Annotated in this window: 15 protein-coding genes; 3 read left to right on the forward strand and 12 right to left on the reverse strand. The window is 67.6% G+C overall.

Going from position 1 to position 15,124, the window contains the following annotated elements; genetic code table 11:
- Positions 1–3 precede the first annotated feature (3 nt).
- Positions 4–549, forward strand: coding sequence for an RNA 2'-phosphotransferase (locus tag OX460_RS03995; protein WP_289897736.1), 546 nt, complete (start codon positions 4–6; stop codon positions 547–549).
- Here the strand turns inward: OX460_RS03995 and OX460_RS04000 are convergent.
- From OX460_RS04000 to OX460_RS04055, 12 genes are all read right to left on the reverse strand, one after another.
- Positions 536–1,666: an aldo/keto reductase gene (locus OX460_RS04000; RefSeq protein ID WP_251348543.1), complete on the reverse strand. Its 1,131-nt coding sequence runs from the start codon at positions 1,664–1,666 to the stop codon at positions 536–538. The two genes, OX460_RS03995 and OX460_RS04000, sit on opposite strands and share 14 nt — an antisense overlap.
- A gap of 12 nt (positions 1,667–1,678) precedes the next feature.
- The gene (locus OX460_RS04005; protein WP_289897737.1) at positions 1,679–2,530 is read right to left on the reverse strand and encodes an aldo/keto reductase; all 852 of its coding nucleotides are present in this window, start codon (positions 2,528–2,530) and stop codon (positions 1,679–1,681) included.
- Positions 2,531–2,622: 92 nt separating this feature from the next.
- Complete coding sequence (locus OX460_RS04010; protein WP_289897738.1) at positions 2,623–3,837, reverse strand: PepSY-associated TM helix domain-containing protein; 1,215 nt, start codon at positions 3,835–3,837, stop codon at positions 2,623–2,625.
- Positions 3,837–6,314, reverse strand: a complete 2,478-nt coding sequence (locus OX460_RS04015) for a TonB-dependent siderophore receptor (protein WP_289897739.1) — start codon at positions 6,312–6,314, stop codon at positions 3,837–3,839. Before OX460_RS04015 ends, OX460_RS04010 begins: the two co-directional genes overlap by 1 nt.
- A gap of 103 nt (positions 6,315–6,417) precedes the next feature.
- Positions 6,418–7,404, reverse strand: coding sequence for a FecR domain-containing protein (locus tag OX460_RS04020; RefSeq protein WP_289897740.1), 987 nt, complete (start codon positions 7,402–7,404; stop codon positions 6,418–6,420).
- Entirely contained in the window at positions 7,401–7,910 is a 510-nt protein-coding gene (locus tag OX460_RS04025) for a sigma-70 family RNA polymerase sigma factor (RefSeq protein WP_289897741.1), read from the reverse strand. Before OX460_RS04025 ends, OX460_RS04020 begins: the two co-directional genes overlap by 4 nt.
- Before the next feature lie 129 nt (positions 7,911–8,039).
- A complete protein-coding gene (locus OX460_RS04030) occupies positions 8,040–9,155 on the reverse strand; it encodes a HupE/UreJ family protein (protein WP_289897742.1) in 1,116 nt (371 codons plus the stop codon).
- 8 nt (positions 9,156–9,163) lie between these two features.
- A complete protein-coding gene (locus OX460_RS04035; RefSeq protein WP_289897743.1) occupies positions 9,164–10,375 on the reverse strand; it encodes a hypothetical protein in 1,212 nt (403 codons plus the stop codon).
- 86 nt (positions 10,376–10,461) lie between these two features.
- Entirely contained in the window at positions 10,462–10,710 is a 249-nt protein-coding gene (locus tag OX460_RS04040; RefSeq protein ID WP_099667811.1) for a hypothetical protein, read from the reverse strand.
- Between the two features lie 18 nt (positions 10,711–10,728).
- Positions 10,729–12,240, reverse strand: coding sequence for a DUF4331 domain-containing protein (locus tag OX460_RS04045; RefSeq protein WP_289897744.1), 1,512 nt, complete (start codon positions 12,238–12,240; stop codon positions 10,729–10,731).
- 118 nt (positions 12,241–12,358) lie between these two features.
- Positions 12,359–13,006 (reverse strand): DUF1109 domain-containing protein, encoded by a 648-nt coding sequence (locus OX460_RS04050; protein ID WP_289897745.1) that lies wholly within the window; start codon positions 13,004–13,006, stop codon positions 12,359–12,361.
- Positions 13,003–13,587 carry a sigma-70 family RNA polymerase sigma factor gene (locus tag OX460_RS04055; protein WP_251348553.1) on the reverse strand — a complete coding sequence of 195 codons (585 nt, stop codon included), beginning with the start codon at positions 13,585–13,587 and terminating at the stop codon, positions 13,003–13,005. Before OX460_RS04055 ends, OX460_RS04050 begins: the two co-directional genes overlap by 4 nt.
- 130 nt (positions 13,588–13,717) lie before the next feature.
- On the opposite strand from OX460_RS04055, the gene OX460_RS04060 reads away from it, so the two are divergent.
- Positions 13,718–14,524: a DUF1223 domain-containing protein gene (locus OX460_RS04060; protein WP_289897746.1), complete on the forward strand. Its 807-nt coding sequence runs from the start codon at positions 13,718–13,720 to the stop codon at positions 14,522–14,524.
- Positions 14,524–15,120, forward strand: a complete 597-nt coding sequence (locus OX460_RS04065) for a cytochrome b/b6 domain-containing protein (protein WP_289897747.1) — start codon at positions 14,524–14,526, stop codon at positions 15,118–15,120. Before OX460_RS04060 ends, OX460_RS04065 begins: the two co-directional genes overlap by 1 nt.
- Positions 15,121–15,124 lie beyond the last annotated feature (4 nt).

A 15,124-nucleotide genomic window follows, 5' to 3' on the forward strand; every position in this document is an offset into this window, starting at 1 on the left:
GGCATGACCGATCATTTAGTAAATACCAGTAAATTTCTTTCCCTCATATTGCGCCATGCCCCAGAAAAAATCGGCCTCGCGCTCGATAGCAACGGCTGGGCCGACATCGGCCAGCTGCTGGCGCAATCGGCCCGGCATGGCCGCCGCCTTTCCCGTGAACAATTGGATGACGTGGTGGCGCGCGACAGCAAGACGCGCTACGCCATCAGTGCCGACGGCTTGCGCATCCGCGCCAACCAGGGCCATTCCCTGGCCGCCGTCGATATCGCTCTGCCGCCCGCCACGCCGCCTGCCATGCTGTACCACGGCACGGCCAGCCGCTTTGTCGAAGCGATTCGTGCCGGCGGTTTGTTGCCGGGATCGCGCAACCACGTGCACCTGTCGTCCAGCCGCGAAACGGCCGTCGCCGTGGGCGCGCGCCACGGCAAGCCCGTCGTGCTGACGGTGGATGCGGCCGCCATGCAGGCGCAGGGCCACGTGTTTTATGTGTCCGACAACGGCGTGTGGCTGACTGACGCCGTGCCGCAGACCTTCATCACTTTTCCCTGAGGGGCGCTTCCACGCCCGAATAGGCCAGCACGGCGTCGGGCAGGCGCGCGCCCCGGATAGGAATGGCCGCGACAGCCTGGTTCAGCTCGGCTACTTCTCCCGACGTCAACCGCACGTGCGCCGCACCGATATTGTCCAGCAGGTGCGCCATCTGCGTGGTGCCGGGAATCGGCACGATCCACGGCCGCTGCGCCATCAGCCAGGCCAGGGCGATCTGCGCCGGTGTCACCTGCTTGCGCGTGGCCCAGCTATTCACCAGGGCCACCAGCGCCAGGTTGTGCGGCAGGTTTTCCGGTGAAAAACGCGATTCGAGCTGGCGGATGTCGCCGTCGGCAAAGCGGGTCTTCGCGTCGATGGCGCCTGCCAGGAAGCCCACGCCCAGCGGGCTCCACGGCACGAAGCCGATGCCCAGTTCCTCGCACAGGGCCAGCACGCCATCTTCCGGCCCGCGCCACAGCATCGAGTATTCGCTTTGCACGGCGGAAACGGGCAGGGCGGCATGGGCGCGCCGCAGCGTTGATAATCCCATCTCGGACAAGCCCCAGTGCAGCACCTTGCCTTCTTTCATGAGGTCCCGCACGGCGCCGGCCACGTCCTCGATCGGCACTTGCGGGTCGACCCGGTGCTGGTACAGCAAGTCGATGCGGTCCGTGCGCAGGCGTTGCAGCATGCCTTCGACGGCCAGCTTGATGTGCGCGGGGCGGCTGTTCAAGCCCGGACGGCGCTGGCCCGTCTGCTGGTCGATGTCCCAGCCGAACTTGGTGGCGATGACGATGTCGTTGCGAAACGGCGCCACGCCTACGCCCAGTATCCGCTCCACCTCGTGCGGTCCGTACGCCTCGGCCGCGTCAAACAAGGTGACGCCCCGCTCGAACGCCGTGCGGATGATCCTGTGCATCTCCGGGCGGCTGGGGATCGTCGTCTGGTAGGTGCGGCTCATGTTTTGCACGCCCAGGCCCAGGCTCGATACTTCCAGCTGGCCCAGCTTGCGGCGGTTCGCCACCGTTGCCTGCACCGTCCGGTCCTGCGCCTGGCCGATCAACGGTGCGGCGGCCAGGCCGCCCGCCGCCAGCAGGAAGTCGCGACGGTCCGTGGGCGTGTCGTGTTTGCTTGTCATGAAGCTATCCCTTCAGATATCGAGCTTGCGTGCCGCCATCCACTGGACGATGGCCGGGTCGCGGTGCGAAAAGAAGCTGCTGCTGCCCGTTTCCAGGGTGGCGATGGCGGCCATGTCCGCTTCGTCCAGGTCGAAATCGTCAATTTCCAGGTTTTCCGCCATGCGCTCGCGGCGCACGGTCTTGGCCAGCACGGCGATGCCCCGGTGCGTCAGCCAGCGCAGGACGACCTGGCCGACGGACTTGCCGTGCTTGCCAGCGATGCCCAGCAGCAATTCATTGTGGAACAGGTTGTTGCGGCCCTCGGCGAATGGCGCCCACGCCTGCGGCTGCACGCCGTGCTCGAGCATGAAGGCCACGCTGTCCGCCTGCTGGTGGAAGGGGTTGATCTCGATCTGGTTGACGGCGGGCGCGATGTCGTTGAAGGCGATGAGGTCCATCAAGCGGTCCGCATGAAAATTGCTCACGCCGATGGCGCGCAGCTTGCCGCTGCGATACGCATCCTGCATGGCGCGCCACGATCCGTGTACGTCGCCGAACGGCTGGTGGATCAGGAACAAGTCCAGGTAATCGAGCTGCAGACGCTGCAGCGACTGCTCGATGGCCTGTGCCGTGCGCTCGTAGCCCGTGTCCTGCACCCACAGCTTGCTGGTGACGAACAGTTCCTCGCGCGCGACGCCGCTGCGGGCGATGCCCTGGCCGACGGCCGCTTCGTTCAGGTAGGAAGCGGCCGTGTCGATCAGGCGGTAGCCGGCGGCGATGGCGTCGATGACGCTGCGCTCGCATTCGGCGGGGTCGGGAATCTGGAAGACGCCGTAGCCGGCGACGGGCATGGTGATGCCGTTATTCAGGGTGACGCGGTTCATCGCAAGCTCCTTCAGTCATTAACAGGAGCTACTGTACGGCGTCTGCCACCTATTGATAAGCCGTTGGAATCGGCATGCTCTTATTAGCTGCGCTAATGAATGAGGGCTTTGGCTTTGGCTTGCCCCTGGCGCTTGCGGCGCCAGATCAGCACGCCCGATACGCTCAAGCCGGCCACCAGCACGCCCATGGCGCAGATGAACATCTTAAAAGGCCAGCCCCACATCGAGGCCATGTGCAGGGCGCTGATCCAGCTGCGGATGGTGTCGCCGCTGGCCGCGCCCGTGGGCAGCCACGCGGCCAGTTGCCGGCCGCTGGCCGCGTCGAAGAAGACGGTGGTGAGGCCCTTGTGGGCGCGCACGTCGCGGCTGCTGCGCACGTTGTAGCTGTACACGCCCAGCGCGCGTTCGTAGGACAGCGCGTTTTCCTCGACGATGGCGAACGCGTGCCGCTGCGCCAGCGCGTGCATCAACAGGCGCCCCTGCGTGCGCGCGGCCGGCCAGTCCAGGTGCGGGCCCGGCGACGGCGTGTGCCGCGCCACCGCTTCCTCGGCCCCCTGGTGCGGGAACAGCGGCTGCATCACGGCCGCATACACGCCGTACAGGTTGAAGGCGACGCCGCTCCAGGCAAACACCAGCAGCATGGCCCACAGCCACAGGCCGCCCGCGCGGTGCAGGTCGAATACCAGTTTATAGCTGCCGCCGTGGCGGCGCAGCAGCCAGGACGGGCGCCAGCGCCGCAGCCACGGTTTGCCGCCCGGCGAGCGTTTTTTCAGGCGCGCGGGGAAGGTCAGGGCGGCGCCGATGAAGCAATCGACCGTCCACACGATGGCGACCAGGCCGAAGATGAGCAAGCCCGTGTCGCCCAGCGCCAGCGCGTAATGCAGGCGCTCGATGAAGGGCAGCAGGTTGATGGCGCCCTGGCTTATCGCGCCCCAGCGACGCTGGCCCAGCACGGCGCCCGTGTAGGGATCGACAAACACTTCGTCGCTGGCCAGCGGCGCGGAGTCCGCCGGGCGCAGGTAGAACACCATGCTGCGGCCGGGCGGCGCGGACAGGGGCGCGTACGTGACGTTCGCCTGGGGAAAGCGCGTAGCGACGGACTCGCGCAGCAGCAGGGCGTCGAGCGGCGCCGCGCCCGGCGTTGGCGGCGCTGCGCGGAAGACGGCGGGCAGCATGGCCGCTTCCAGTTCATCCTTCCATGCGAGCGCGCTGCCCGTGACGCCGGCCACGATGAGGAAGCCGGCCATCAGCAGGCCCGCGTAGCGGTGCAGCGCCGCCAGTGCGGGGCGCATGTGCAGCGATGGCATCAGAACCTGTACATCGCGCTGACGTTGGCCGTGCGTTCGGCATTGCGGTAGCACAGGCCCGGCAGGTAGCCGCAGTCGTACAGGGTCTGCTTGTCGAGCACATTGTTGACGTTGAGGGAAAACTGCCACGGCCCGCGCGACACGCCCAGCGCCGCATCCCACTGCGTCAGGCCGCCATTGCGGATGTTCAGATTGTCGCCGTCGGAGTTCGAGCGCATGGCGCCGAGAAAGCGCATGCCCAGCGCCGCATACGCGGGCAAGGCCGTGCCCAGGTTGAACGCCTGGCGCGCCCAGGCCGAGGCGCTGTGGCGCGGCGCGCCCGACTGCTGCAAGCCAAGGTCGCCGTTATTGCTTTTCCTGACCTCCGTATCGAGGTAGGTGTATTGCGCGATCAGGCTCAGACGGCTGGCGAACTCCGTGCGCGCTTCCAGTTCCAGGCCGCGCGAGCCCACTTGCCCCGTCTGCAGCAGGCTGCCCGGGTTGCCGATGTCGGAGGTGGTGACGTTGTCGCGCACCAGGTCGAAGACGGCGGCCGTGTAGCTGGCGCGCTGGCCCGCGGGTTCGTAGCGCACTCCAGCCTCGAATTGCTTGCCGCGCGACGGCTTCAGGGCGTCGCCGTTGGCCGTGATGCCCAGTTCGGGCGAGAACGAGGTGGCGTAGCTGACATACGGCGCCCAGCCGCCATCGAACAGGTAGACGGCGCCCACGCGGCCCGTGGTGGCCGACGGCGACTGGTGGTAGTCCGCTTTCACGCTGCCGGCATGGAGGTCGGTGACGTCGCGCGATTGCGTCGCCTTGTCGCGGCGCAGGCCCGCCGTCACGACCCAGCGGTCCCATTTGATTTGATCCTGCGCATACAGGCCCAGTTGGCGCGACGGTGCGTCCGCGCGGGTCGGCGACTTGGCCGGGACCAGGGGCTGCTTGCCATACACGGGCTGGTACAGGTCGATCGGCTCGATAAAGCCCTGCTGGTGGCGGTATTCGTCCGTGTTGCGGATGTTCGCGTAATCGACGCCCAGCAGCACCTGGTGCGCCAGGCTGCCCGTGGCGAAGCGCGCCTGCAGCTGGGTATCGGCGAACAGGCTTTTCGACGCCGTATCGACGGGCATGAAATAGCGCTTCACCGTGCCATCGTCATTCAAGCCCAGGGGGAACATGTCCGTGCGGTCGTTCTTCAGGTGCGTGTAGCGCAGGTTCTGGCGCAGCGACCACGTATCGTTGAACGCATGCTCGAACTCGTAGCCCAGCATGGTATTGCGGCGCTTGAAGCGGTTGTCGTCGCCCATCAGGTTGACACCGGGGTCGACCTGGCCGCGCGGGCCCGGCGCCAGCAGCTGGTTGGGAAACGCGTATTGCTGGTTGTCCTGCTCGTAGCGGGCCAGGAGGGTCAAACGCGTGGCCGGTCCTGCCTGCCAAGTGAGGGACGGAGCGAAGTACAGGCGGTTGTCGCGGTCGCGATCCAACCGCGTGTCCGCTTGGCGGCCCAGCATGACGACCCGCCAAGTCCAGGCGCCCGGCGCGTCGAGCGTGCCGCCAACGTCGGCTTTCAGCTGGCGGCGCTGGTAGCTGCCGTACTCGATGCCCACTTCGCGCACGGCGTCCGCGCTGGGACGCTTGCTGACGGCGTTGACCATGCCGCCCGGCGGAATCTGCCCGTACAGCACGGAGGCGGGGCCGCGCAGCACTTCCAGGCGTTCCAGGCCATACGGCTCGATGGAGGCGCCAAACGTGCGGCCCGAATTGCGCAAGCCATCTTGCAGGATGCCGTTCGTTTCGATGGTGAAGCCGCGCAGCAGCGAGGAATCGTCGCTGCCCAGCGGGCGCTGGTTTGGCGTCACGCCCGCCGTGTAGCGCAGGGTCTCGTCGAGCGATTCGGCGTTGCGGTCGCTGATTTCATCGGCCGTGACGACGGACACGGATTGCGGGTTTTCATTTAAGGCCGTATCCATCTTGGTGGCCGAGGCGGCGCGCCGCGCCACGTAGCCGCGCACGGGGCCCGTCGCCGTTTCGCGTTCGGCCGTGGCATTGATGGTGATGGCGGGCAGGGTGGCGCTGGCCTGCGCCGCCTGTGCGCTTGCCGGCGCCGGCAATGGCGTTGCCGAGGCGTCCGCCCGCAGCGCATAGGCGCCGTTGGCGCCCGCCACGACGCGCACGCCCTGGCCGCGCAGCAGTTCGTCGAAGCCCTGGCGCACGGTATAGCTGCCCGCCAGGCCGCCGCTGCGCTTGCCCTGCAAGAGGGCCGCGTCGGCCGACAGTTCCACGCCGGCCGCGCTGGCGAACGCGGTCAAGGCCCGCTCCAGCGGCCCGGCGGGGATCGCGTAGGGGCGCTTGGCTTGCGCATTCTCAAGCGTTTGCGCGTGGGCGGCAGGGGCCGTGACGGCCACGGCGCCCATGGCGGCGCCAGCCAGGAACAGGGCCTGGATGGCGACGGCGAGGGGAAATGGACGCAGCGTGGGTGCGGTCGGGCGAGGGGGCATGGTGCAGATCCTTGGAAAGTGGAAGGAAAAAATCGGTTCTTCCCGTATTCCGAACGAAAAGCCAAAACCCTCAAGGTTTTTTCATTTATTTTGCCTATATTTTTCAGGATGCCTGGCGCGGCCCCACGCTGACCCAGTAGCGCGTGCGGTAGCGCAGCTGCACGGGCAGGCTCAGGGCCAGGTTGGCCAGCGAGCGGTCCGTGTCGCGCAGCGAATACACGCCCGTCACGCGCAGGCCGGCGATGGAGGCGTCGCAGCGCAGCACGCCGTGACGGTAGCGTCCCAGCTCGGCCAGCAGTTCGCCCAGCGGCATGCGTTCGGCCACCAGGCGGCCATCGGCCCAGGCGGCGGCGCTGTCTTCCACCTTGCCGATGTCTTGCACTGCGCGGCGCGTATAGCCGGCCTGCTGGCCCGCCTGCAGGTGCACCGGCGCGGCGCCGTCCTGCCGCGGCTGCAGGGCGACGGCGCCCTGGAACACGGCCACCTTGCTGGCGTCGGCATCGAGGCGCACGCCAAAGCGCGTGCCCAGCGCCGTGGCCGTGCCTTGCGGCGTCGCCACCAGCAGCGGACGGTAGACAGGTGCCGTTTCGTGCGTGCTGGTGACGAGGATGGCCCCCGCGCGCAGCACGATGCGCCGTTCGCCGGCGCTGTATGCCACGTCGATGGCGCTGGCCGTGTCCAGCACCACCTGCGTGCCGTCGGCCAGCACGATGGCGCGCGTCTCGCCCACAGCCGTGCGGTAATCGCTGGCCGCGCGCTGCCACAGGCCCGATTCGTGCGCCAGCAGGGCCGTGCCGCCGCCCGCCGCGATCAATCCCAGCAGCTGCAAGGCGCGCCGGCGGCCGGCGGCATGGCGCTGGGCCGGCGCCAGCGCACCGCGTGCCACCTCGCGGGGCAGGGCCTCGAATTGGCGGGCGAAGCGTTGCAGCCGGGCCCAGGCCCGTTCGTGCTCGGGGTGGGCGGCGCGCCAGGCGGCGCAGGCGTCGGCATCGGCCGCGCTGGCGTCTTCCGCCCATAGCCGCGCCATCCACTCGGCGGCGCGCTGCAGCACGGCGGGGGCGATGGGAGCACTGTCCAGTTGGGGGTTCATGCGCATTGCGCCATGCAGCAGGCCAGCAGCGCGCGGGCGATGTATTTTTCCACGGACGAGACGGAAACGTCGAGGCGCGCGGCGATGTCGGCGTAGGCCATGCCTTCGAGCTTGCACAGCAAAAAGGCGTCGCGCACCTTGTTCGGCAGGCTGGCCAGGATGGCGTCGATTTCCATCAGCGCTTCGACGATCAGCGCGCGCATTTCCGGCGTCGGCACGAGCGCTTCCGGCTGCGCGGCGATGGCGTCCGCGTAGGCTGACTCGATATGCCGGCGGCGGAACAGGTCGACCACCAGGCCGTTGGCGATCTGCGCCAGGTGCTGGCGCGATTCCACGGGAGCGGGCGCGCGGCCCCGCGCGAGGATGCGCAGATACGTGTCGTGCGCCAGGTCGGCCGCGTCGAAGGCGTTGCCCAGCTTGCGGCGCAGCCAGCCCTGCAGCCAGCCATGGTGGTCGCTGTAGAGAACTTCGATTTGCCGATGCAGTTCCAGTTCGGGGCGTAGCATGCAACCTTTCCATGCCACGGTCCACAGGACACACAGGCCTTGATGCGATTGAGAATTGTTCGTATTGTAGCCCGATTGCCGGGACTTGTGGCCCGGCAGTGGCTGTCCAGCAACGCTATCGGGCGGCCATCACGTTGAAATCAGCTTGATATCGGCCACCCGCTCCACCAGCCACACGCAAGCGACCAGGGCGATGGCCAGCGAGCCGACGGTCAGCACTTGCCGGTACAGCCACGTCTTGCGCAGCAGCCAGGCGAGCGGCAGGAAGGCGGCGACGATGGCCAGCTGGCCGATTTCCACGCCCACGTTGAAGCCGAACAGGCTGGCCAGCAGGGAACCTTGCGGCAAGCCCAGGTCGCGCAGCACGCTGGCGAAGCCGAAACCGTGGATCAGCCCGAATATGAAGGCGGCCACGGGGCGCTTGCCGCGGAACAGGGGCAGCAGGTTGTTCAGCGCGGCCAGGATCACGGAAGCGGCAATCGCCGATTCCACCCAGCGCGACGGCAGCGAAACGAGCGACAGGCTGGCCAGGGTCAATGTGATGGAATGGGCCAGCGTGAACGCCGTGACGACTTTCAGCACGTCATAAAAAGCCGCTTTCAAGCCTTGCCGCTGTTCGCGCAAGCCCGGCAGCAGCACGGCCGGCAGCAGCAGGGACAGCAGGAACAGGATATGGTCGTAGCCGATCCAGATATGCCAGATGCCGTGTTTGACATACGCGCCGAACTGCGCCAGGCGGTCGGGGGCGGCCAGGGACAGCGTCTGGCGGGGGCTGTCCGGGTCGAAGATGGCCGTTTGCGTGGCGCCGCCGCTGTCGATCTTGAGCAGCCCCTTGTGCTGCGGGTCGAGGTCGGCGAACAGCGTGTAGCCGACGCTCAAGGTGGCTGGCGCGGCGTTGCCGGGGCAGGTGGCCGCAAAGCGCAGCACGCTGTAGGCGCCGTCCGTATGCTGGTCGATCAGCTGCTCGACGGCCTTCAAGGGGCAGGCGCCCCGGTCGCTGGCCAGCTGCAGGCGCTGCAGCGCATAGGCGGCGATGGCCGCGTGGCGCGCGCGTATCTCATCCCAGGTCAGCGCGCCGTCGCCATTGCCATCGAGGCCGATGGCGAAATCGAGGTCGCGCAGGGCGATGTCCCATTGCCCGTCGATCTGCTGGCCGTGCACGGCCAGGCTCAGGTAGCTGTCGCTGGGCTTGTGCGCCTGCGCGGGGGCCAGCCAGGCGCACAGGGTGAGCAGCAACGCGAGCATGCGGGCGTTCACAGCGCACCTGCTTTCTTTGCGGCACTAAGTTTTTGCCCATCCTGCGGCCCCAGCTGCCTGACGAGGCGCTGCAGGGCCACGTCTTCCACGCCATGCGCCGTGATCCAGGCCAGCACCGGTTGCGCCGCCGCGTAGTTGCGCGCGGCCACGGATGCTTCCAGCAAGATGCGCATGTCGGGCACTTCCTTCTGGATGGCCCAGTTTTTCTGCGCCAGTTGCAGGGCGGCCGGCACATCCTGTTGCAGGAACAGGGCGAAACGGGCCTGTTCCCGCTGGTGCACGGTGTCGCCGCGTTGCATGGCGGCATTGAAGCGGGCTGCCAGTTCCGCCTTTGCCGCCTGGAAGGCCGTCTGCTGGCCGGGCAGCGCCTGCAGGGCCAGCGCGTAGCGCAGCAGCAGGGCGTCGATGCGTTGCTGCTCTTTCAGCAATTTGGCGACTTCCTGCGGGCGCTGCCGGTCGAGCAGGAAATCCGCGTAGGCGCCCAGCAGATAGCTGTCGCGCGGCTGCCGCGCCAGCGCCGTCGTGTAGCGCGCCTCGGCCAGCGCCGCCTCTCCGCGCCGCGTGGCCATTTCCGCCAGCAGGGTTGCGGCCCAGCTGTCGAGCTCCGGCGCCGCGCCGGCGCTGCGTTGCAGGGTCAGGTCCAGCAAGCGCTCGCTGCTGGCGGCGCGGCCCGTGACGCTGGCGATACTGGCAAGGCAGGTGACGGTGACGAGCTGCGTCGTCAGGGCCGACAGGCGCGCGCAGGCCGCCGTCGCCTGGGCGTAGTCGCCCTGCACGGTGAGGACGGTGGCGCGCGTCAGCCAGGCCTGGCCGTTTTGCGGTTGCTGGGCGATGACGGCGTCGAGGTCTTGCAGGGCCGGGCCGAAATGGTGGGTGCTTTGCAGGATGGTGGCGCGCAGCAGGCGCACGGGGACGGGCGGCGCCGCTTGCCGCCACCAGGGCGCCAGCGCCGCCTGCGCGTAACCCAGGTAGCGCGGGTCCGTTTCGCTGCGCGCCAGGGCAATGTAGCGCTGGGCCAGGCTGGTGGCCAGGGCAAGGTCTTGCGGCGTGTCATTCAGTTGCTGGCGCAGGCCGCGCAAGGCCAGCTGCGTGGCGTCGGCGCGGCGCGGCAATTGCTCGATGACGGCGCTGCCGTCTTTCGGCGTGTAGGGCGCGGCCGGCGCCAGTACGGGCAGGCAGGCGCACAGCAGGGAAATCGGTGTTTTCATCGTGGACGCCATCGACGGTGGAGTAGGGCGGCAAGGGCGGGCGCCGGAGAACGCTGTCTCCGGCGCCCGCACTCGGTGACCGCGCGTTACAGCGGTACCGGCTCCGTATTTTCCGGAGAGGTCGCCATGATGGCGTCGATGGCGACGCCGTCCTTGTCATCGCTGGTGGTCAGGATGACGTTGCTGACGGCCACATAGAAGGCGTCGAGCAAGACCACGGGCGGAGGGGTGACGCCGCCGTCGCCGTTATCGCCGCCGTGGCTGCTGCCGCCGCCACCGCAGCCGGCCAGCAGGGTGGTGAGCGCCAGGGCGCCGCATGCATGGAGCTTTTTCATCGTATTCTCCTCGTAGGCTTACAGTTGCGGCGAACCGGCGATGGGGTTTTTCAGGTAGGGAAAACCTGCCGTGAAGTAGGTTTCATCGAGGAAAGCGCCGTCCGTGAAGTGCAGGCCGCCGGCCGGGGCGTCGGCCGGGGCGCAGCCGATGTTCAGGGTGCACAGCTTGCCCATGGCCACGCGCAGCACCACGTCGACCACGTCGTCGCCGGGGCGGCGGCCGTTCGGGAAGCCCGCGTTATCGCCGTCGATCACGCCCAAGCGCTTTTGCGCGCCGACGGCGGTGGGGGCGATCGAGGTGTTCAGGCGCAGCATTTCAGAGGCGACGACCGTCGCTGGCTGGTTCACGCCCTTGATGCCTGTCAGGAAAGTCGCCACCAGGTCGTTGCGGGGGAAGTTGGTGGGCGCCTTGGCGCCTGCCGAGCCGAACAGCACTTCCACCAGGGCCGGCGCCGTGGGGTTGGTGACGTAGTCGGCAAATTGCGCATCGCCCGACGGTTTGCTGGCGTTGAAGCGGTCCTTGTCCTTCAGGCCGATGACCAGTTCATTCACCAGCGGCATGCCCAGGCGCGACACTTGCACCCATGCGCCGCCTTCCTTCGAGGCCGTGGTGGCCGTGCCCGGCGCCGGGTTCAGCAAACGTCCCTGGCGCAGGCTGGCCGTGGTCCAGCCGCCGATGACGGGGTCGCTGCCGGCCGTCAGGCAGGCGGTCGGCACTTCCATCTCGATGGCCGTGACGTTTTTCCGGGCCAGGTCATCCTTGGCGGCCGACTCCGCATTCGCGGCGAATTCCGTGGCGGGCGCCTTGATATTGATCAAGTCGAACGTTTCGCCCAGGTTCACGACGAACGGGTCCTTGCGCTGGCCGACGAACATGCGCGCCGGCGTGGCGCAGCCGGGAATATTGACGGCATACACATGTTGCGCAGCATACGCAGCATAGTTGGGGATGGACTTGTTGCCGATATTGTCGACGGGCTTGTCGAAGGTCGTGCCGCCGCCGCTGGCGTTGGTGACGGCGCTCCTGGTGCCCGTGCGGCGGTCGCCCCGCACCACGGTGACGCTGTACGTTTCGCGCACGTTCAGGCCGGCCGGATTGACGCTGTCGATGGCGCCGCCGTTGATGACGAGCGGAATCGAGACTTTCTTGCCGCCCACGGTGAACTGGCCATCCTTGATGGTGTTGGTGAAGCGGAACTGGAAGGTGAGGTCTTCCTTGCCGTCGCCATTGTTGTCGATATGGATTTCGTACAGGGCGTTGGGGTCCATGGCGAAGTAATTCGGGCCGCCATACGCGTCCTGCAGGGGAATGTAGTCGGCCACCAGGGTGGTGTAGGCGCCGCGGCCCGCCTCATAGCTGCGGAACATATAGAAGTCGGTGGCGTCGACTTTGGGATTTTGCGTGATGAATGGCGCTTCGCGGTGGCTGGAAGCGTGGGCCGCTGGCGCGATGGCCAACGTGACGGATACGGCGAGCAGGTTGCCCATGAGGGCGGCGCCCAGCGCGGTTTTCGAGTGTGACAAGGACATTTCGATTCTCCCGATTTTTGTTAGCGTTGACAGACAAGTCCAAGAAACTGCAGGCTGCCTGACTTATACGCACGGGGAACGAAAACGGATTCACTGCGTCGAAAAGGAGGTCATTGGCTCACCAGGCCAGCACCTTGGGGCCAAGGGCCGCGCCGATGGCGGTGGGTACCAGCATGCCCAGCACGTACCAGAAACCGACGAAGCTGGCCGCCAGCTCGGGGCAATGCAGGCAATAGACGAGCGCCGCCATGGCGCCGGCCGCAAAACCGGCAGCCGCGCCCGCCAGGCGCAGGCGCGTGGGCGCCAGCTGGCGCATCAGGCGCAGCACGGCGGCCAGGATGGGCAGGGAAAGGGTGGCGATCAGCAAAGGGCAGCTGCGCCAGGTGGCGCCCCAGAACAGCTCGGCGCGTTGCCCGGGCGGGGCTTCCTGCAGGATGAGGGCGCCCAGCGCCCACATCAGCAGCAGGGGCAGGGCGAGCAGCAGGGGCAGGGCGCGCGTCGGCGCACCGGGCATGCACAGGCGGCGGCTGGCTTGCCAGGCCGCCAGGCAGAGGCAGGCGACAAAGCCCACCTTGACCCAGAAATCGGGCAACCGGGCCAGCTGTTCCAGGTTGGGCCGCACGCCCAGCAACATGGCCATCAGCGCCACGCTGCCCAGTACGCCGGCGCTCAAAGTGCCCGCGGCGCGCCAGCGGGCGCCCGGGGGCGGCGCGGCGGCCACGTCGGGGCCGCTGGCCAGCATGGCGATCAAGTCATCGGTTTTCATGGTGTCGTTATCCTCAAGTTGGCTGCCAGTGCCTTCAAGCCGCGATGCACGGCCACTTTGACGCTGGCTTCCGAAATCTGCATGGCCGCCGCCGTGTCGCGCACGGACCAGCCGTCGAGCTTGGTATGCACGATGGCGTCGCGCTGCTGCGCCGGCAAGCTGGCCAGCAATTTGCCCAGGTCGCGGCTGGCTTCGGCCGCCTCGGCATCGGCGCTGGAAAACAGTTCCTGCGCGCTATCTTCTTCGTCGTACGGCAAGTGCTGCGCTTCGCGCCGTCCATGCCGGCGCAGCCAGTCGATCAATTTATAGCGGGCGATCGCATGGATCCACGACGTCAGCGGCACGCCCGTGTCATACGTCAGCCGCTGGTTGTGGATGGCCAGCAGACACTCCTGCACCAGGTCTTCCACCTCGTCCGGCCAGCGCTGCAGGCGGCGCCGCAGGAATGCGCGCAAATGGCTGCTGCTGGCCTGCAAGAAACTGCGATACGCCGCCGCATCGCCATCGAGCCCGCGCAGCATCAAGCCATGCAGCCGCAATTCCGTGCCATGCAGGTGCTCGCTTACAGGTATTCGTTGCATGCAGGCCTTTGGTGACAGGCGTTGAAAAAAATAAATATCACTAATTTTGCCGGCGGCTGTAACCAATCCGGCCATTGCGGCGAATTGACAGGCAAGCACGCTTCTTCATTCACTATAACGGGTAGTCATCATGCATATCAAGCACCGCCTTGCCGCCAGCCTCGTTCCGCTCTGCCTGTGGGCCGCGACGGCACCCGCGTACGCGCAGCTGGCGGCCGGCCAGCGCTGCGCCGTGCAAAGCGGGCCGCAGACGGCGGCGCTGGTGGAGCTGTACAGCAGCGAAGGCTGCTCCAGCTGCCCGCCCGCCGACCAGCGCCTGAGCGCCTTGCGCAAGGAAGCGGGGGCGGCCAGCCTGGTCGTGCCGCTGGCCCTGCACGTCACGTACTGGGACCAGATCGGCTGGACGGACCCGCTGGCGCAGGCGCAATTCGATGCGCGCCAGGCCGAATTGCTGCGCCACCAGCCCCGCCACGTGGCCTACACGCCCCAATTCTTTGTGGGCGGCACGGAATTGCGCGGCTGGGATACGCAACTGCCGGCCGCCATCCGCCGCATCAACGCGACCGCCGCGCCCGTTAATATCAGCCTGTCCGCCACGCCTGGGCCTGGTGGAAAATTATTGCTGGAAGCCAATGCCAGCGCGCCGGATGGGCAGACGGGCGGCCAGCTGTACGTGGCCATCAGCGAAAGCGCCATCGTTTCGAAAGTGCTGCGCGGCGAAAACCGCGGCGCCACCCTGCATCACGATGCGGCCGTGCGCCTGTGGCTGGGACCCGTTGCGCTGGCGCAAGGCCGCGCCCGGCTGCACCGCGAAGTCAACTTGCCCGCCAGCTGGCGCCCGGAGCAGCTGCAAGTGGTCGCCTTCGTGCAGCGGCCCGACAGCAGCGCCATTCTGCAAGCCGTCAGCACGGCATCCTGCGCGAAGGGAGTGATGTGATGAACGGACAAGCGAGCGTGATCCACCCCGCCTGGCTGCGCCTGACGCACTGGCTCAATGCCGTGGCCGTCGTGGTGCTGGCCACCAGCGGCTGGCGCATCTATAACGCGGCGCCATTTTTCCCCTTCGAGCTGCCGCGCGCGCTGACCCTGGGAGGCTGGCTGGGCGGCGCCCTGCAATGGCATTTCGCCGCCATGTGGCTGCTGGTGGCCAATGGCTTGCTGTATCTGATCATCAATATCGCCTCGGGACGGCTGCGGCGCCAGTTCTTTCCCCTGACGCCGCGCCTGTTGCTGGCCGATTTTGTCGCTGCGCTGAAGGGCAAGCTGGCCCATGCGGACCCGCGCCGCTACAACATGGTGCAGCGCGCCGCCTACCTGTTCGTCATGCTCGACTGCATCGTGCTGGTGCTGTCCGGCCTGGTGCTGTGGAAGTCCGTGCAATTCCCCCTGCTGCGCGAGCTCATCGGCGGCTACGAGAGTGCGCGCAGGGTCCACTTCATCGCCATGGCGCTGCTGACGGGCTTTGTCGGCGTGCACTTGCTGATGGTGGCGCTGGTGCCGCGCACCTTGGTCGCCATGCTGCGCGGCCGCTAAGGAG

The organism is Janthinobacterium sp. SUN033, from assembly GCF_030397595.1.
Lineage (GTDB): Bacteria > Pseudomonadota > Gammaproteobacteria > Burkholderiales > Burkholderiaceae_D > Janthinobacterium > Janthinobacterium kumbetense.

Bases quoted from the DNA above. Each gene is read 5' to 3' on its own strand.
- OX460_RS04015 (WP_289897739.1), bottom strand. From the start codon at position 6,314: ATGCCCCCTCGCCCGACCGCACCCACGCTGCGTCCATTTCCCCTCGCC.
- OX460_RS04040 (WP_099667811.1), bottom strand. From the start codon at position 10,710: ATGAAAAAGCTCCATGCATGCGGCGCCCTGGCGCTCACCACCCTGCTG.
- OX460_RS04065 (WP_289897747.1), top strand. From the start codon at position 14,524: ATGAACGGACAAGCGAGCGTGATCCACCCCGCCTGGCTGCGCCTGACG.
- OX460_RS04050 (WP_289897745.1), bottom strand. From the start codon at position 13,006: ATGAAAACCGATGACTTGATCGCCATGCTGGCCAGCGGCCCCGACGTG.
- OX460_RS04005 (WP_289897737.1), bottom strand. From the start codon at position 2,530: ATGAACCGCGTCACCCTGAATAACGGCATCACCATGCCCGTCGCCGGC.
- OX460_RS04010 (WP_289897738.1), bottom strand. From the start codon at position 3,837: ATGCCATCGCTGCACATGCGCCCCGCACTGGCGGCGCTGCACCGCTAC.
- OX460_RS04020 (WP_289897740.1), bottom strand. From the start codon at position 7,404: ATGAACCCCCAACTGGACAGTGCTCCCATCGCCCCCGCCGTGCTGCAG.
- OX460_RS03995 (WP_289897736.1), top strand. From the start codon at position 4: ATGACCGATCATTTAGTAAATACCAGTAAATTTCTTTCCCTCATATTG.
- OX460_RS04060 (WP_289897746.1), top strand. From the start codon at position 13,718: ATGCATATCAAGCACCGCCTTGCCGCCAGCCTCGTTCCGCTCTGCCTG.
- OX460_RS04055 (WP_251348553.1), bottom strand. From the start codon at position 13,587: ATGCAACGAATACCTGTAAGCGAGCACCTGCATGGCACGGAATTGCGG.
- OX460_RS04000 (WP_251348543.1), bottom strand. From the start codon at position 1,666: ATGACAAGCAAACACGACACGCCCACGGACCGTCGCGACTTCCTGCTG.
- OX460_RS04030 (WP_289897742.1), bottom strand. From the start codon at position 9,155: ATGCTCGCGTTGCTGCTCACCCTGTGCGCCTGGCTGGCCCCCGCGCAG.
- OX460_RS04035 (WP_289897743.1), bottom strand. From the start codon at position 10,375: ATGAAAACACCGATTTCCCTGCTGTGCGCCTGCCTGCCCGTACTGGCG.
- OX460_RS04025 (WP_289897741.1), bottom strand. From the start codon at position 7,910: ATGCTACGCCCCGAACTGGAACTGCATCGGCAAATCGAAGTTCTCTAC.
- OX460_RS04045 (WP_289897744.1), bottom strand. From the start codon at position 12,240: ATGTCCTTGTCACACTCGAAAACCGCGCTGGGCGCCGCCCTCATGGGC.